The organism is Ruminococcoides intestinale, from assembly GCF_040095935.1.
GTDB lineage: Bacteria > Bacillota > Clostridia > Oscillospirales > Acutalibacteraceae > Ruminococcoides > Ruminococcoides intestinale.
Genome location: NZ_JBBMFQ010000001.1, coordinates 1 through 13,057, shown reverse-complemented (window position 1 = coordinate 13,057; position 13,057 = coordinate 1). Strand labels below are relative to the sequence as shown.

General features: G+C 42.3%; 14 protein-coding genes. 1 reads left to right on the top strand and 13 read right to left on the bottom strand.

What is annotated here, in order from left to right:
* Window positions 1-12 precede the first annotated feature (12 nt).
* The 9 genes from WMO31_RS00070 to WMO31_RS00030 all read right to left on the bottom strand — a co-directional run bounded on the left by WMO31_RS00070 (window position 13) and on the right by WMO31_RS00030 (window position 7,150).
* Complete coding sequence (locus WMO31_RS00070; protein WP_046433336.1) at window positions 13-378, bottom strand: DUF2118 domain-containing protein; 366 nt, start codon at window positions 376-378, stop codon at window positions 13-15.
* Between the two features lie 38 nt (window positions 379-416).
* The gene (locus tag WMO31_RS00065) at window positions 417-1,730 is read right to left on the bottom strand and encodes a carboxyl transferase domain-containing protein (RefSeq protein ID WP_021883776.1); all 1,314 of its coding nucleotides are present in this window, start codon (window positions 1,728-1,730) and stop codon (window positions 417-419) included.
* A gap of 230 nt (window positions 1,731-1,960) precedes the next feature.
* Window positions 1,961-2,710: a pseudouridine synthase gene (locus tag WMO31_RS00060; RefSeq protein WP_015523420.1), complete on the bottom strand. Its 750-nt coding sequence runs from the start codon at window positions 2,708-2,710 to the stop codon at window positions 1,961-1,963.
* A gap of 43 nt (window positions 2,711-2,753) precedes the next feature.
* On the bottom strand, window positions 2,754-3,878 hold the full coding sequence (locus WMO31_RS00055; RefSeq protein WP_295184419.1) for a D-alanyl-D-alanine carboxypeptidase family protein: 1,125 nt from the start codon (window positions 3,876-3,878) through the stop codon (window positions 2,754-2,756).
* 51 nt (window positions 3,879-3,929) lie between these two features.
* Window positions 3,930-4,349: a GerW family sporulation protein gene (gene ytfJ, locus WMO31_RS00050; RefSeq protein WP_015523418.1), complete on the bottom strand. Its 420-nt coding sequence runs from the start codon at window positions 4,347-4,349 to the stop codon at window positions 3,930-3,932.
* A 30-nt stretch (window positions 4,350-4,379) separates the two neighbouring features.
* Complete coding sequence (locus WMO31_RS00045; RefSeq protein ID WP_367998984.1) at window positions 4,380-5,000, bottom strand: DUF2953 domain-containing protein; 621 nt, start codon at window positions 4,998-5,000, stop codon at window positions 4,380-4,382.
* Window positions 5,001-5,019: 19 nt separating this feature from the next.
* Window positions 5,020-5,634: an SMC-Scp complex subunit ScpB gene (scpB, locus tag WMO31_RS00040; RefSeq protein WP_117521080.1), complete on the bottom strand. Its 615-nt coding sequence runs from the start codon at window positions 5,632-5,634 to the stop codon at window positions 5,020-5,022.
* Window positions 5,634-6,407 (bottom strand): segregation and condensation protein A, encoded by a 774-nt coding sequence (locus WMO31_RS00035; RefSeq protein ID WP_101070574.1) that lies wholly within the window; start codon window positions 6,405-6,407, stop codon window positions 5,634-5,636. The genes scpB and WMO31_RS00035 overlap by 1 nt, the downstream gene beginning before the upstream one ends.
* A gap of 44 nt (window positions 6,408-6,451) precedes the next feature.
* The gene (locus WMO31_RS00030) at window positions 6,452-7,150 is read right to left on the bottom strand and encodes a site-2 protease family protein (protein WP_295246637.1); all 699 of its coding nucleotides are present in this window, start codon (window positions 7,148-7,150) and stop codon (window positions 6,452-6,454) included.
* A gap of 199 nt (window positions 7,151-7,349) precedes the next feature.
* Here WMO31_RS00030 and rpmB point away from each other — a divergent pair, with 199 nt between their 5' ends.
* Complete coding sequence (gene rpmB / locus WMO31_RS00025) at window positions 7,350-7,538, top strand: 50S ribosomal protein L28 (RefSeq protein WP_015523414.1); 189 nt, start codon at window positions 7,350-7,352, stop codon at window positions 7,536-7,538.
* 145 nt (window positions 7,539-7,683) lie between these two features.
* Here rpmB and WMO31_RS00020 read toward each other — a convergent pair whose 3' ends face one another.
* The 4 genes from WMO31_RS00020 to WMO31_RS00005 all read right to left on the bottom strand — a co-directional run.
* Window positions 7,684-9,258, bottom strand: a complete 1,575-nt coding sequence (locus WMO31_RS00020; protein ID WP_367998983.1) for a hypothetical protein — start codon at window positions 9,256-9,258, stop codon at window positions 7,684-7,686.
* A gap of 294 nt (window positions 9,259-9,552) precedes the next feature.
* The gene (locus tag WMO31_RS00015; protein WP_367998982.1) at window positions 9,553-10,620 is read right to left on the bottom strand and encodes a hypothetical protein; all 1,068 of its coding nucleotides are present in this window, start codon (window positions 10,618-10,620) and stop codon (window positions 9,553-9,555) included.
* A 182-nt stretch (window positions 10,621-10,802) separates the two neighbouring features.
* Window positions 10,803-11,678, bottom strand: a complete 876-nt coding sequence (locus WMO31_RS00010; protein ID WP_155128987.1) for a hypothetical protein — start codon at window positions 11,676-11,678, stop codon at window positions 10,803-10,805.
* 267 nt (window positions 11,679-11,945) lie between these two features.
* Window positions 11,946-13,057, bottom strand: a 1,112-nt coding sequence (locus tag WMO31_RS00005) for a hypothetical protein (RefSeq protein ID WP_367998981.1), incomplete at its 5' end; no start/stop codon positions are given.

Below are 13,057 nucleotides of genomic sequence, written 5' to 3'. Positions count from 1 at the left end.
CCGAATTATTGATTAGTTAAGTGTTACGAGAACCTTACCTGAGTCAACTGACTCACCCTTTGCAACATCAACTGTTGCAACTGTGCCGTCCTGCGGAGCCTTAACGGGAGTTTCCATCTTCATAGCCTCGATGAATACGAGGTCATCTCCAGCCTTAACAGCCTGTCCTGCCGAAACAACAACATTAACAACTGTACCGGGCATAGGAGCCTTTACAACAACAGAACCCTGAGCGCCTGCGGGAGCTGCCGGCTTTGCTGCAGGAGCGGGAGCGGCTGCCGGAGCAGGAGCGGCTGCTGCGGGAGCTGAAGAGCCGCCGAGTTCTTCAACCTGAACATCATATGCTGTGCCGTTAACTGTAATTCTTAAATTCTTCATTTTTAGTATCCCCTTTTATTTTAACAAGTAATCATTTATCAGATAGTTGAATGCTTCTTTGAAAGTGTTGAAACACGCTTGCCCGAGAGCATATCAAGAGCAGAAATAAGAGTCTGACGGAGCTGAGCTTCTTCAACAATACCGTCAACATAGCCGTTCTGAGCGGCATTGTAAGCAGAAAGATTCTCGTCAGCAAACTTCTGAGCAACCTCAGCCTGCTTATCTGTGGCAACATTCATAACTTCGGGAGCCATAATGAATGCGGCAGCCTCAACATTAACAGGTGAAATAACTGCATCGGGAAGTGCGTAAACAACATCTGCATTAGCGCCTGTGCCTGCAAGAGCAACATAGCCTGAACCGATTGCCTTGCCTGTAACAACAGAAATCTTAACTGTTGTTGCCTCAGCATAAGCGGCTGATGCCTTTGTTGCCGACTTGATTGACTCAAAGCCCGGGCAGTTTACGAATGTTACAACAGGGAGTGAGAAAGCGTCGCAGAAACGAACAAACTTTGCTACCTTGTTTGCAGACTTGCAACCAAGCTCCTTGCCCTTTGTAACAACAATACCTACAACCTGACCGCCGAGTCTTGCAAAACGAACATTTGCTTCCTTGCCGTAATCATTGAAGAGCTTTACAATGCTGTTGCCGTCAACTGTTCTGCTGACTACACAACCGCAACCGTCCTCTGCCGGAGCTTCTTCAAATGACTGAGGAGCCATTGTGAGGTTATTTGACGGAAGATAAAGGATAAGTTCCTTTGCAGCCTTGATTGCCTTGTCTGCGTCGTCACAAACGATTGAGGCAATACCGTTTTCAGCATTGTAAGCGGCATCGGAATGCTTGCCTGTTACCGAAAGTGAAAGCTGTGCGTCTTTGCTCATGATAACGATGTCTGCGCTTGCGGCGTTAAGAGCGTTTGTTCCGAGGCAAGTGCCGAGAACAACCGAGATCTGCGGTACAACACCGGAAAGTGACGCAGCCGCATTGAGAACATCACCGCAACCTGCGAGAAGCTCTGTACCCTGATTAAGTCTGCCGCCAACGCTGTCATAGAATCCTACAACAGGAGCGCCTGTCTTGAGCGCAAGACCATACAGCTTTTTAAGCTTGGCAGCCTGTGCCTTACTCATAGCACCGCCGCAAATGTCGCTGTTCTGTGCAAACGCATAAACAGGCATACCTTCTACTGTTCCAAAGCCTGCAACAACCTCGGCAAAACCTTCACCGGATTTTGCAAAGGCATCAATTTCACAAAAGCTGTCTGCATCAAAAAACGCCGTAATTGTCTTATAAGCGGAAGTTGCGGCAATTTCAGCCTTTGCCTGATTGATCTTTTCAATACTCATCTTAAAATCCTCCAATACCATGTATTGAATATGCACGAAAACTGAGCGTGCATACTAATTTTCTACACAATACATTATACTCTATAATCTTCAAAAGTACAAGAAAAACACGCTGTACTATTTCAATTTTGAACACATTTAATAGTTATTACACCAAAACCGTAAATTTATTGTCGAATTAACGAATAGTTTGATTGACCGTTTCGGAAGTATTTTTCAAAAACGGAAAATTAAAGCTGTTTGCCGTTTAAAAACGGGTTTGCAAGCAGTTTTTTAACCTCTTGTTCGGTCAAATCTCTCCAGTCGCCCTGTTTGAGCATACCCATTTTAACTCCACCAATCTGGGTGCGTTTTAGTCTTGCAACCTCAAGCCCGACAGCCTCGCACATTCTTCTGATTTCACGGTTCTTACCCTCGTGAAGAATCATTTCAAGAACTACTCTGCCCTGCTCCTTGTGAATTACATGGACATATGCAGGAGCGGTTTTCCTGCCGTCAAGCTCAACGCCTGTTTCAAGCTTTACAAGCTGATCCTCGTCAATTGACGGTCGAACGGTTACTCTGTAAATCTTGTAAACATTGTTTTTCGGGTGCATAACCTTGTTTGCAAAGTCACCGTCATTTGTAAAAACAAGCATACCCTCGCTGTCTTTGTCAAGTCTGCCTATCGGATAAACTCGCTCGCCGACATTCTCAACAAGCTGTGCAACACACTTTCTGCCACGCTCATCATTCATTGTGGTAATGAATCCACGGGGCTTGTTGAGCATAATATATCGGTAATTACCGCCCTTCGGCACAACAATTCTCTTGCCTCTTACAAACACCTTGTCTGTAGGAAGAACCTTATCACCGAGAATTGCGGTTTTGCCGTTCACCTTGACATGACCGCCGAGAATAAGCTCCTCGGCTTTTCGCCTTGACGCAATACCGCATTGCGCTATGAATTTCTGAAGTCTTATAGGTTCAATTTTAGCCATATGTAAATTCCTTTTTATTAAAATTTTCTGTATATTTAAGCTGTCACGAAAACAGATTTCCTATTGCCGAAAATATTGACACACTCTTTTTATCCGATTTAATCTTTTCGCCTGCAACAATGTTGCATTTATAAAGCAGCTTTCCGCCGAGTGTGTATTCAATTCTGCCGACCGATTCGTTCTTTTCAATCGGAGCATACAAAAAGCTGTCTATGAAGATTTTTTTCTTGATTTTATCGCAGTCCTCACGCTTTAAAACGATTGTGTTGTTCTTCTCACCTGTAACCGTTACGCTGTCCTTATCACCGCCCACGCACGGAATATCGGCACAAAAGTCAGCGTCCTTGCAGTCAACTCCCCTGTACTTTTCAAAAGCGTAATCATAAAGGGAAATATGGTCATTCCAATCGTTACGGTCATTCAGAGTGACGCACACAAGCGTTACGCCGTCTTTTTTTGCAGAGGAAACAAGGCACCGCCCTGCCACCGTTGTATAGCCTGTTTTTCCGCCTGTACAGTAGGGATAAAGCGACAAAAGCCTGTTATGATTTGCATATGCGGTTTTCCTTGATTTCGGTTCAAGAAATTCAACGGTCACGCTCTTCTTAGCCGTAAGATTTGCAAAATCGTCATTTTCAAGTGCATATGACATAAGCAGAGCCATATCCTTTGCACTTGAGTAATGGTTATCATCGTCAAGTCCGCTCGGCGTTACAAAATTGGTATTCGTCATACCGATTTGCTTTGCCTTTTCATTCATTCGTTGTGAAAACTTTTCGGGACTGCCCGAAATCGTATATGCCGCCGCATTCGCCGCATCATTACCCGACGCCATCATCATTCCTGACGCAAGGTCCGAAAGTCGGACTTTTTCACCGACTTTAAGATACATCGAACTGCCCTCGGCAACCATTTCCTGTTTGAAGGTTACTTCGCTGTTACAGGATGCCGCCTCCTCAAGCGTTATGAGAGATGTCATAATCTTTGTGGTACTCGCAGGCTTCATTTTTTCATCTGCATTTTTTGAACAGATAACCGTGTTGTTATCAGGACAATAAAGAACAAATGCCTGTGCAGAAGTTGTTGGAGGAGTATCCTCCGCAGTCTTTGCGCCCATAAGCACAAACGGCATAACAAAGCACACCGCAAGCGAGATTATTTTTTTCATAAGGACACCCCCTGCATAAATCTATGCCGAGGGGTGTTGCAATATTACGAATCAGCCGTCAATATCGTCCTGTGTGATTTCGGAAAAATCGTCTGCGGATTCGCTCTTATCCTTTTTGAAAACTCCCTTTACTTTTTTGAGAACATCGGGAATCATATTAACGAGCTTATCGGCTGTGCCTTCTTCCCTGTCAACGGAAACAAGCCTTACATCGCCCTGATAAACGGTAAGAAATGCAACAGGCTGAATTGTCACACCTGCACCGCTACCGCCGCCAAAGCAGTCTTTGTTTTCCTTTTTGGTAGGCAGATCCGAACCGCCTGCCGCAAAGCCGTAGCTTACCTTTGAAACAGGAATGATGAGTGTGCCGTCAGGCGAAGTTATAGGCTCGCCGATAATAGTATTGACATCAATCATTTCCTTGATTTTTTCCATTGTGGTATCCATTAAACTGCCGATAGGATGTTCCATAGCCATTCTCCTTTTTCAACAATATTTATATCAATCATTTTTAACTTCTGCAAGAAGTTTAATCCCCTTGATTCCGTGCTTAACGGCAAGACCGATAAGTCGGAATGCGAAAATTCTTGCGGCAAAGTCAAAGTTAATTTCAGTTTCTGCTTTTTCCGAAAAATTCGGATTTATGTCAACTCCGTAGCCTTTGCATTTTACAACACGGACAATTGTACCTACTGCCGGATAAACAACGGCACAGTATTTGCCGTATTTTATAGCCGTGTCAGCCGCATCGTCACCTGCAACGCTGATACTCAGCGACAATTTTTTAACCAGTATGTGGCTGAAAAAGTCCTGCAATGCAGATACTGCAAGCTCTGCAACTTTTTTTATCAGGTTCAAAAGCCACTCAATACCGTATTTTTTTATAAGGCTCGGCTTTTTTTCTGTCGTTTTTTTAGGCTGTTCGGTTTTCTGAGTTTGTTTTTTTGCTTTTTTCTTCTTCTTTTCCTTTTTGGGTTTTGCCGGCACAAGCTGAAGCTTTACAAATCCGATATACACGGCGCACCAAAACTCCTCTTTATATGATGCACACAAAGTAATCGGAATAAACATCACAAGCGCAATAAACAGCACAATTCCGAGTAGGATATATAGCCAAAGCAAAGGGAATTCCCCCTAAATTTTACTGCCTGTCAACAGGCTGATCGGCAAGCAAATCAATCTGCTCATTGCCGTTTTCAGTCTTTTCCTGTTCTTCACCGTTTTCTTCGGACTCCTTGTCCTCATCACCCTCGGGGAGCGGAGGAAGTTCGTCAAGACTTGAAATGTTAAAGCAACGCAAAAAGTTTTCGGTTGTGCCGTAAAGCAACGGTCTGCCCGGTAACTCAAGTCTGCCCTTTTCTTCAACAAGTCCCTTTGTTGTCAAGCTGCCGATTACACCACTGCAGTCAACACCACGCACCTGCTCGACAAAAGCCTTTGTAACAGGCTGATTGTACGCAACAACTGCAAGAACCTCAAGAGCCGCCTGTGAAAGCGGAGTGTTTCTTCTCAAATCCATAACGGTACGAATCTGCGGAGCAAATTCCTTTTTTGAAACCATCTGACAGGAATTGTCAAGCAATATTATAGTTATGCCCCGTCCTGACGCTTCATAATCATCAATCAGTGCAGAAATATGCTCTTTAACCTTTTTTTCGGAAATTTCAAGTGCCTGCGCTATTCGGGAAAATTCAACCGACGCACCGTTTGCGAACAAAATCGCCTCAATCGCACCACGAATATTTTCAACAGCCATTACTGCACCTCCTCATTTTCATTGTTTTCGTCCTCGTCAACCTGTGGCAAAGGCATTGCGTTTTTATCCTCAATCATATGAACAACGGCATTTTCACCGCTGCCCTCAATTCTGATACGCTTGCCCTTTACCAGCTCCAGCGTTGCAAGAAATGTTGCCACAAGGTCGCTTTTGCCCTCGCACACCTCAAAAATTTCGTGATATTCAAGCCTTTTGCCGTGCCAGAGCCTTCTCATAAGATGGATAATCTTACTGTTTACCGACACGATTTTATGCGACACAATGCCCGAAAATGCGTCTTTTGACGGCGGAAGCTTACGCTTGCCCCGTCCGACTGCGCTGACATATGCCTTTGCAATATCCTCACTCGGATGAATACGGTTGTAAGTCAAGTCAAATTCAACGGGAGAAGCCTCTCTGTAAAAGCTGTCAAAGTCATAAATATCGCCCAGTTTTGCCGCCATTTCACGGCAAACGGCATATTCAAGAAGCTGTCCCGAAAGTTCTTTCTTGAGTTCTTCAGCCTCTTCCTCATATTTTGGCAGGAGCATTACAGACTTGATATAAACAAGCCTTGACGCCATTGTCAGAAATTCCGATGCGATATCCATCTGATTTTCCTGCATCATATTAATCTGCTCCATGTACTGGTCGAGCAATTCGGAAATGCTGATGTCGTAAATATCTATTTTGTTTTTAGAAATCAGCGTCAGCAAAAGGTCAAGAGGACCTTCAAATGCCGACAGCTTATATTGAAGTTGTTGTGTTTCCATAAATAAGTTTCAGTTATGATTTGATGTTACGAATGATTTTGAAATCAACCGACAAACGGCATATACGGCAGGCTTGCAAGCCAGCTGATGAAGTCAAGAATCTGATTGCTGAGCCAGTTAATCGGAGTGTTGAGAATTCCTACATAAAGGAGAACAAAAAGGCCGATGAAGAAATACATCTGATATCTGTAAAAGAATTCAACAGCCTTGTCGGGTAAAAATACGAACAGAACCTTTGAGCCGTCAAGAGGCGGAATCGGGATAAGGTTGAACACAGCAAGTCCGACATTGCACGAAATATAAAAACTTAAAAACTGAATAATGTAATCACCGATTGTTGAAAGCGGAAAAGCACCCGTAAAAAGGATAATCGGATAGTAAATGAGGAGTCCGACAAAAGCCGCAACGATATTTGCAATCGGTCCCATAATTGCGGTGATTGCCATACCGACCTTTGGATTTTTAAAATTTCTCGGATCAATCGGAACAGGCTTTGCCCAACCGAATCCGAACAAAAGCATACACAAAGCACCCATAGGGTCAATGTGGCTGAGCGGATTAATCGAAAGTCTGCCTCTGCCCTTTACCGCCTTATCACCGAGAAGTGACGCAGTAAAAGCGTGCGCCCATTCATGGAACGGGAGAATTAAAAATATAATAACGAGTACAGCCAATATTTCGGCAATTACCGAGCCGAAATCAAGGTTGCCGTTTCTGATGCCGTTAAGTAATAATGAGAGCATAAGAGCCTCCTGAAATCTGAATTTTTAGGTAACAATCGTGTAACTATATTTATTCCTAATTATATAATATATCGTCAAAAATTACAAGAGCAAAAAACAAGTTAAGAAATTTTCAAAAAACACTTGCATTTTCTCTCATTTTCTGTTATTATAACAAAGTTAGAAATAGAATTAGTTTTCTTTAAGGAGGTGCAGACGCATGGCAAAATGTGAATTCTGCGGTAAGGATGTAAAGTTCGGTATTAAGGTATCTCACTCACACAGAAGATCAAACAGAACATGGAAGCCCAACGTACAGCGTGTTAAGGCTATTGTTGACGGTTCACCAAAGCGTGTATATGCTTGCACCCGTTGTTTGCGTTCAGGTAAGGTTACCAGAGCTAACTGATTTTACAGATTACGAAACAGCTCCACTATTTACGGTGGAGCTGTTTTTTTGTATTTTTATCAGAATTTTAAACCTCAATCACAGCACAGAAAGAGGGCTGACCTTTGTTTGGTCAGCCCTCTTAATTATTAGTCTTTATCAGCCGTTAAAGGATTTCTTCTTTCTTACGAAGAACGAACATTACACAAGTTGAGCCGATGAGAAGAGAGAGGATTACAACTGCAAGAGGAGCTTCACCTGTCTGAACAACGCCGTCATTGCCGCCGTTGCTGTCGGGTGTATCGGGAGTGTCGGATGTTGAGCTGATTTTCTTTGTTACAGGCTGTGTTACAGATGTTGCTTCCTCGGTAGAAGGCTCTGCGGTTGAAGGCTCGGCAGTCGTGTCTAATGTTGTAGATTCCTTGGTTGTAGGCTCGGCTGTTGTCGGTTCTGCATAGGTTGAAGGAGTAAGCTCAGTTGAAAGATCATTTTTTACTGCCGCAGCAACAGGAGCTTTCTTAACTACTTCTTTATCAACGAGAATAACTTCTTTTGAACCGTCAGTCATTTCTGTGTCCGGTTTTACTTCCGAAACACGAAGCACCTCAACAACAAGGTCAACCGTCGTCGAAACCGGTGCAACCTTTGAAATGTCTTTAACATCAAAAACAACTGTTGCAAAAAGCGTCTTTTCGCTAAAGTCATAAAGACCGAGATTACTTGCACCGAATCTTACATAACCAACGCCTTCCGACTTATTCTTGAAGTTTACATATACACCTCTGCCGTCCATTGTCGGGCAAACCGACTTAGCAGTATTCACATCAGCAACCGAAAGGATTGAAGTGTCATAAGAAATGTGCCACTGCGTGTCGAGCACATTCTTTGGAGACTGCATAAAATATGTAACCGTTACCTGATTTGTAACTGCATTATACTTTGCACTTGCCATTGGGAAGTAATTTGATGTTGCATTTACTGTAAGAGCAAGCGAAGATTCAGCAGACGATGTTGTCCCCTCTGTTGCAACGGGGGCATCAGTTGCAGACTCGGTTGTTTCCGATTCTGTTACAACCTCTGTTGTTGATTCGGCTGTTGTTTCCTCAGCAGATGGATTGTACTCTGTCGGAAACACACCGTCTTTGCCGTAATAATCACCGGCCTTGAGGTCTGCCTTTTTAGGAGCATTGCCGTATTCACCGTTACCGTAGTAGTAGAACCACTCACCGGCAAAAAACAATTCATCCTTATCGTTCTCGGAAGTAAATTCAGGATTGATAACATAAATCATATTGTCAAAGCTTTCAACACCGTTGGGATAATAATCAGACTCGCCTTTATCATAACCCTTAAAATTAATATCGGTTGTTCGATAAGCAAGTTTATATTCAGGATTTGTCGGATCGTCTGTACCTTTAAGAGCGTTGTTCCAGATTACTTTATCAACATCGGTCGGTACATCAGAACAGTAAACATTTTTGACATCAGCATTGCGAGCTGAATAACCGGGCCACGCTGAAGGAGTATCCGAACCGTTTTCCCAATAAACACCTGCATCAGATGTATATTTGTTTTCCCAGTCATCAGGCTTGCAGAAATATATATGGTAGGTTTCAGTGCCCTCAGAAGGCACATAACTGCCTTCATCGTCCGTATCAGCAGAAACGCTTATTGCAGCAACCACAATCATTGCCGCTGTGAGCATAACAGCCAACAAAAGACTGATAACTTTTTTGGACATTTGTATTTCCTCCTTATGAATTTCCGACACCATACTTGCATCTGTATGCTTATTATAGTATAAAACGCAGTAAAAATCAAGTGTTACAGGGAATTTTGAGCCTTAATCTCAATGTAATAACAACCAAATTTTTGTGTTAAATTCCACCAAATTTGCATTTTATGGAATTTTGGCATATTTTCAACCGTAATTTCCGCTTATTCAGTCATACATAAGAGAACAAATAATAAACAGTAATGCAAAAATGCCCTCCAAAGCGGAGGGCATCAAATAATTATGTATAATTATTTAAGATTATTCAAATCTCTTGCGTGTGTAAAGAACTGCACCGCCTGCAACAAGGAGAACTGCGAGAACTGCAGCTGCTGTTGTAGCACCTGTCTGAACTGCGCTGTTGTCTGTGCTATTTGCTGTGTCAGCAGTTGAAACTGCGTTTGCAGAAGATGTTGGGTTCTGACCTGCAGTAGGAACTGTGTTCTTTGTAGGATCTGTGTTGTTGTTATTTGACGGAGTTGTTGTTGTAGGCTGATCAGGTGTAGCAGGTTTTGCATTCTTATCTACTGTCTGAACAAGACCTGCTTCCTTAGCCATATCATAGTTAGGAAGTGAACCGTACTCGTACTTGCCTGTTTCTTCGTTAAGACCATAGTAGAAGTAGAACTCACCGGCATATGTTTCCTTACCTGTTACGCTTACAGAAGTGTTGGTAGGGTCTATAACATAAATCATGTTGGTGAGGTACATTGAGATACCCCAGTCAGGATCCTCAAAGAAGTTGTCAGCAAATTTACCGAGGAATGTCTTGTCATCACCGTCAAATGCTTCCTGAGCCTTTGCCCAGAATTCGCCGTCAAGCAAACTGTCATAATATTCATTGTCGCCTTCCGAATAGTACTGACAAGAAACATCGGCAGTCTGCTTAGCAGCCTTAAACTGTTCCTCAGTAAACTCGTAAGTTACTTTACCTGTTGCGGCATCTTCTGTCCTTTGACCGCCGTTAAGGTAGTTGTTGAAATCAAGATTAGGAACATCTGTAGGAAGGTCAAGATAGAAGATGTTATTTTCAGCATTTTCAACCTGCATCTTATAACCCGGCCAAGCAGGACCTACTGACGTACCGTCAAGAGAGCCGCATGCATCTGAACCGTTCCACCAGTATGCACCTGCATCATGAGCATTGTACTTTTCACTCTTCCATGACTCAGGCATAAGGAAGTAAACTTTGTGTGTTTCTTTTACGCCCTCACTTGGGACATAACGACCGTCTGTATCAATAGCTGCGGAAACGCCGATTACACCTACAAGAGCAAGTGAAAGGACGAGAGCGCATGACACTATGATACTGATAAGTTTTTTTGACATTTGAATCTCCTCCAAAAAAATTTCCGATTTCTATCGGTATGAAATCATTATATAACAAAATTTTCAAAATTGCAATCTTTTTCAAAAAGCTTAAAACAAAAAAATACACAAAATTGCAATCGCAATTTTGTGTATTTAGCTTGTATTATAAAAAATTTTCCTATAAAAGATATTTATCTGTTTTATTTATCTGCATCTGCGTCGTCCGACATTGCATTATTGTCCGCAGCTTTGTTCTTTTTTTCGTCCTTTTTCTTTACGAAAATAATTGCACCTGCGGCAATCAAAACAACAACAATTGCAATTATAATAATTAATGTCGTGTTTGAACCCGAACCGTTTGCAGAGCTCTCAACAACCTTTGTAACATCTACAACCTGACTATTCTGCTGAGTTGAGATGTACTTTTTCTCAACAACTACCGACTTATGATCGTCTTTGTTAGGTGAGTTTTCCTCGCCCATTCCGTCAATGTAGTTTACAAAATCGCCCTGAATTTTTTCGGAATTTGCCGTATCATTATTTACTATCGGAACGGCACTATCCTCTACCTCTTTACCGTTCACCCAAAGCTTGCAGGTGATTTTATATGATTTGAGATATGTCATATCATCGCCGTACATATCCGAGATGAAATATGAAAGATCGGTTTTGCCTCCCTTGAGTACCTTGAATTCAGCAGAAACAAGAGCCTTGTCACCGTTAAGCTTTACGGGATTCTGAACATCTGTCCATGTAAAGGTGTAAAAATTCTTAAGTTTAGGGTTGCCAATCGCATTTTTAAAGCTTTCGCAGTTTATTGAATCGGCATTTAACTTCAAATATTCATCGTTGTAAAAGAAACTCATTGCAGCTCCGATTACTTCTTCTTTTGTATCGGTCATATAAATAGCATACTTTACCGTATCGCCGACTTTAGCTGTTACGGAATCCTTTTCATCTGTTGAAATGCTGATTGTAAGGTCATCCTCGGCAGCACTTGCAGGAATACAGAATGCTGACACGGTAAGTACAGCCACGAAGAGAATTGAAAGCATATTTTTGATTTTTTTAGACATTTTTTTCATTCCTTTAGTTTGATATCCCTATTATATATCATTAAGACTAAAATTTCAATCAATAATTTAACAATTCTCGGTGAAATTTATGTGAAAAGTAAATTAATTGCAGATTCACCTTTAAAGAAATGATATTTTAGAAATTATAATTCAAACTGATTTTCACAACATTACGATATAAAAAAACGCCCCTCGGAAAACCGAGAGGCGAAAAATTATTTTTTTAATCTGTCAACGCCGTTAACAGTCTTACAATAGGAAATTCAATTACTTATTGAATCTCTTTCTTGTGAAGTAAACAACACCTGTTGCAGAAACAAGAGCTAAGAGGATAACTACTGCCATAGAAGCATTACCTGTCTGTACTGCGTTGCTGCTTGTGCCGTTAGCCGGTGTGTCAGCTGTTGACTGACCCTTTGTTGCAGCCTGTGTAGCAGATGTAGCATCAGGTGTAGTAGGAGCTACTGTAGCAGGCTCTGTTGTAGTAGGCTCTGTTGAAGGAGCGTCTGTAGGCTCTGTAGCAGGCTCTGTTGTAGCAGGCTCTACTGTTGTAGGCTCTGTAGCAGGCTCTGTTGTAGCAGGCTCTACTGTTGTAGGCTCTGTAGCAGGCTCTGTTGTTGTAGGCTCTACTGTTGTAGGCTCTGTAGCAGGCTCTGTTGTTGTAGGCTCAACATATGCCTCAACCTTAGCGTCTGAGTTAATGTGATCAAAGAGATCATTAGCCATGTCGCCGTTAACTACTGCTTCATATTCTGAATCAGCATCAACTGTGCCTGTTGCAGGATTGAGCTTACCAAGTGTAAGATCAACTACATTGAGGTCAACATTTGTTGTACCTGTACCGTTAACTGTGAATACAGCCTCAACAAGCTTCTTGCCGCCAGCAAAATCATAAAGTGCAAGGTTTGAAGCATTGCCTGAAACATCATCCATATTTACCATGCCGTCAGCGATTTCAGGCATTGTAAGTGAATCAAGTGTAAGGAGGTTCTTATCATATGTAAGAGCCCACTGTACTTCTTCAAGCTGTGCGTCCTTAGTGTCAAGGAGATAGTAAACTGATACCTTGTCACCTACATTAAATGTGCCTGAACCGTTAGCCTGGCAAATATTAGATGTAGCGTTGATTGTTAAATTATCAACTGCAGGAGTTGAAGGCTCAACCTTAACAGTAGCCTTAGCGCCTGAACGTGTTGAATAATCAAAGTTTGTAATGTCGAGTGTGATTGTTACATCAACGAGTGAATCTTCTTCAAAACCGGCAGAAACTGTGTTAAGAAGCATATTCTGACCATTGAATGTAAGGTCAAATTCTTCGCCTATAGGAGTTGCGCTCTGCTCGGGAAGACCCCAGCTAGCTGCCCAATCATCGTTTGCAG

Excerpts from the sequence above, each read along its gene's own strand:
- WMO31_RS00015 (WP_367998982.1), bottom strand. The coding sequence starts at position 10,620 with ATGTCAAAAAAACTTATCAGTATCATAGTGTCATGCGCTCTCGTCCTT.
- WMO31_RS00060 (WP_015523420.1), bottom strand. The coding sequence starts at position 2,710 with ATGGCTAAAATTGAACCTATAAGACTTCAGAAATTCATAGCGCAATGC.
- WMO31_RS00065 (WP_021883776.1), bottom strand. The coding sequence starts at position 1,730 with ATGAGTATTGAAAAGATCAATCAGGCAAAGGCTGAAATTGCCGCAACT.
- rpmB (WP_015523414.1), top strand. The coding sequence starts at position 7,350 with ATGGCAAAATGTGAATTCTGCGGTAAGGATGTAAAGTTCGGTATTAAG.
- ytfJ (WP_015523418.1), bottom strand. The coding sequence starts at position 4,349 with ATGGAACATCCTATCGGCAGTTTAATGGATACCACAATGGAAAAAATC.
- scpB (WP_117521080.1), bottom strand. The coding sequence starts at position 5,634 with ATGGCTGTTGAAAATATTCGTGGTGCGATTGAGGCGATTTTGTTCGCA.
- WMO31_RS00020 (WP_367998983.1), bottom strand. The coding sequence starts at position 9,258 with ATGTCCAAAAAAGTTATCAGTCTTTTGTTGGCTGTTATGCTCACAGCG.
- WMO31_RS00035 (WP_101070574.1), bottom strand. The coding sequence starts at position 6,407 with ATGGAAACACAACAACTTCAATATAAGCTGTCGGCATTTGAAGGTCCT.
- WMO31_RS00070 (WP_046433336.1), bottom strand. The coding sequence starts at position 378 with ATGAAGAATTTAAGAATTACAGTTAACGGCACAGCATATGATGTTCAG.
- WMO31_RS00030 (WP_295246637.1), bottom strand. The coding sequence starts at position 7,150 with ATGCTCTCATTATTACTTAACGGCATCAGAAACGGCAACCTTGATTTC.
- WMO31_RS00055 (WP_295184419.1), bottom strand. The coding sequence starts at position 3,878 with ATGAAAAAAATAATCTCGCTTGCGGTGTGCTTTGTTATGCCGTTTGTG.
- WMO31_RS00010 (WP_155128987.1), bottom strand. The coding sequence starts at position 11,678 with ATGTCTAAAAAAATCAAAAATATGCTTTCAATTCTCTTCGTGGCTGTA.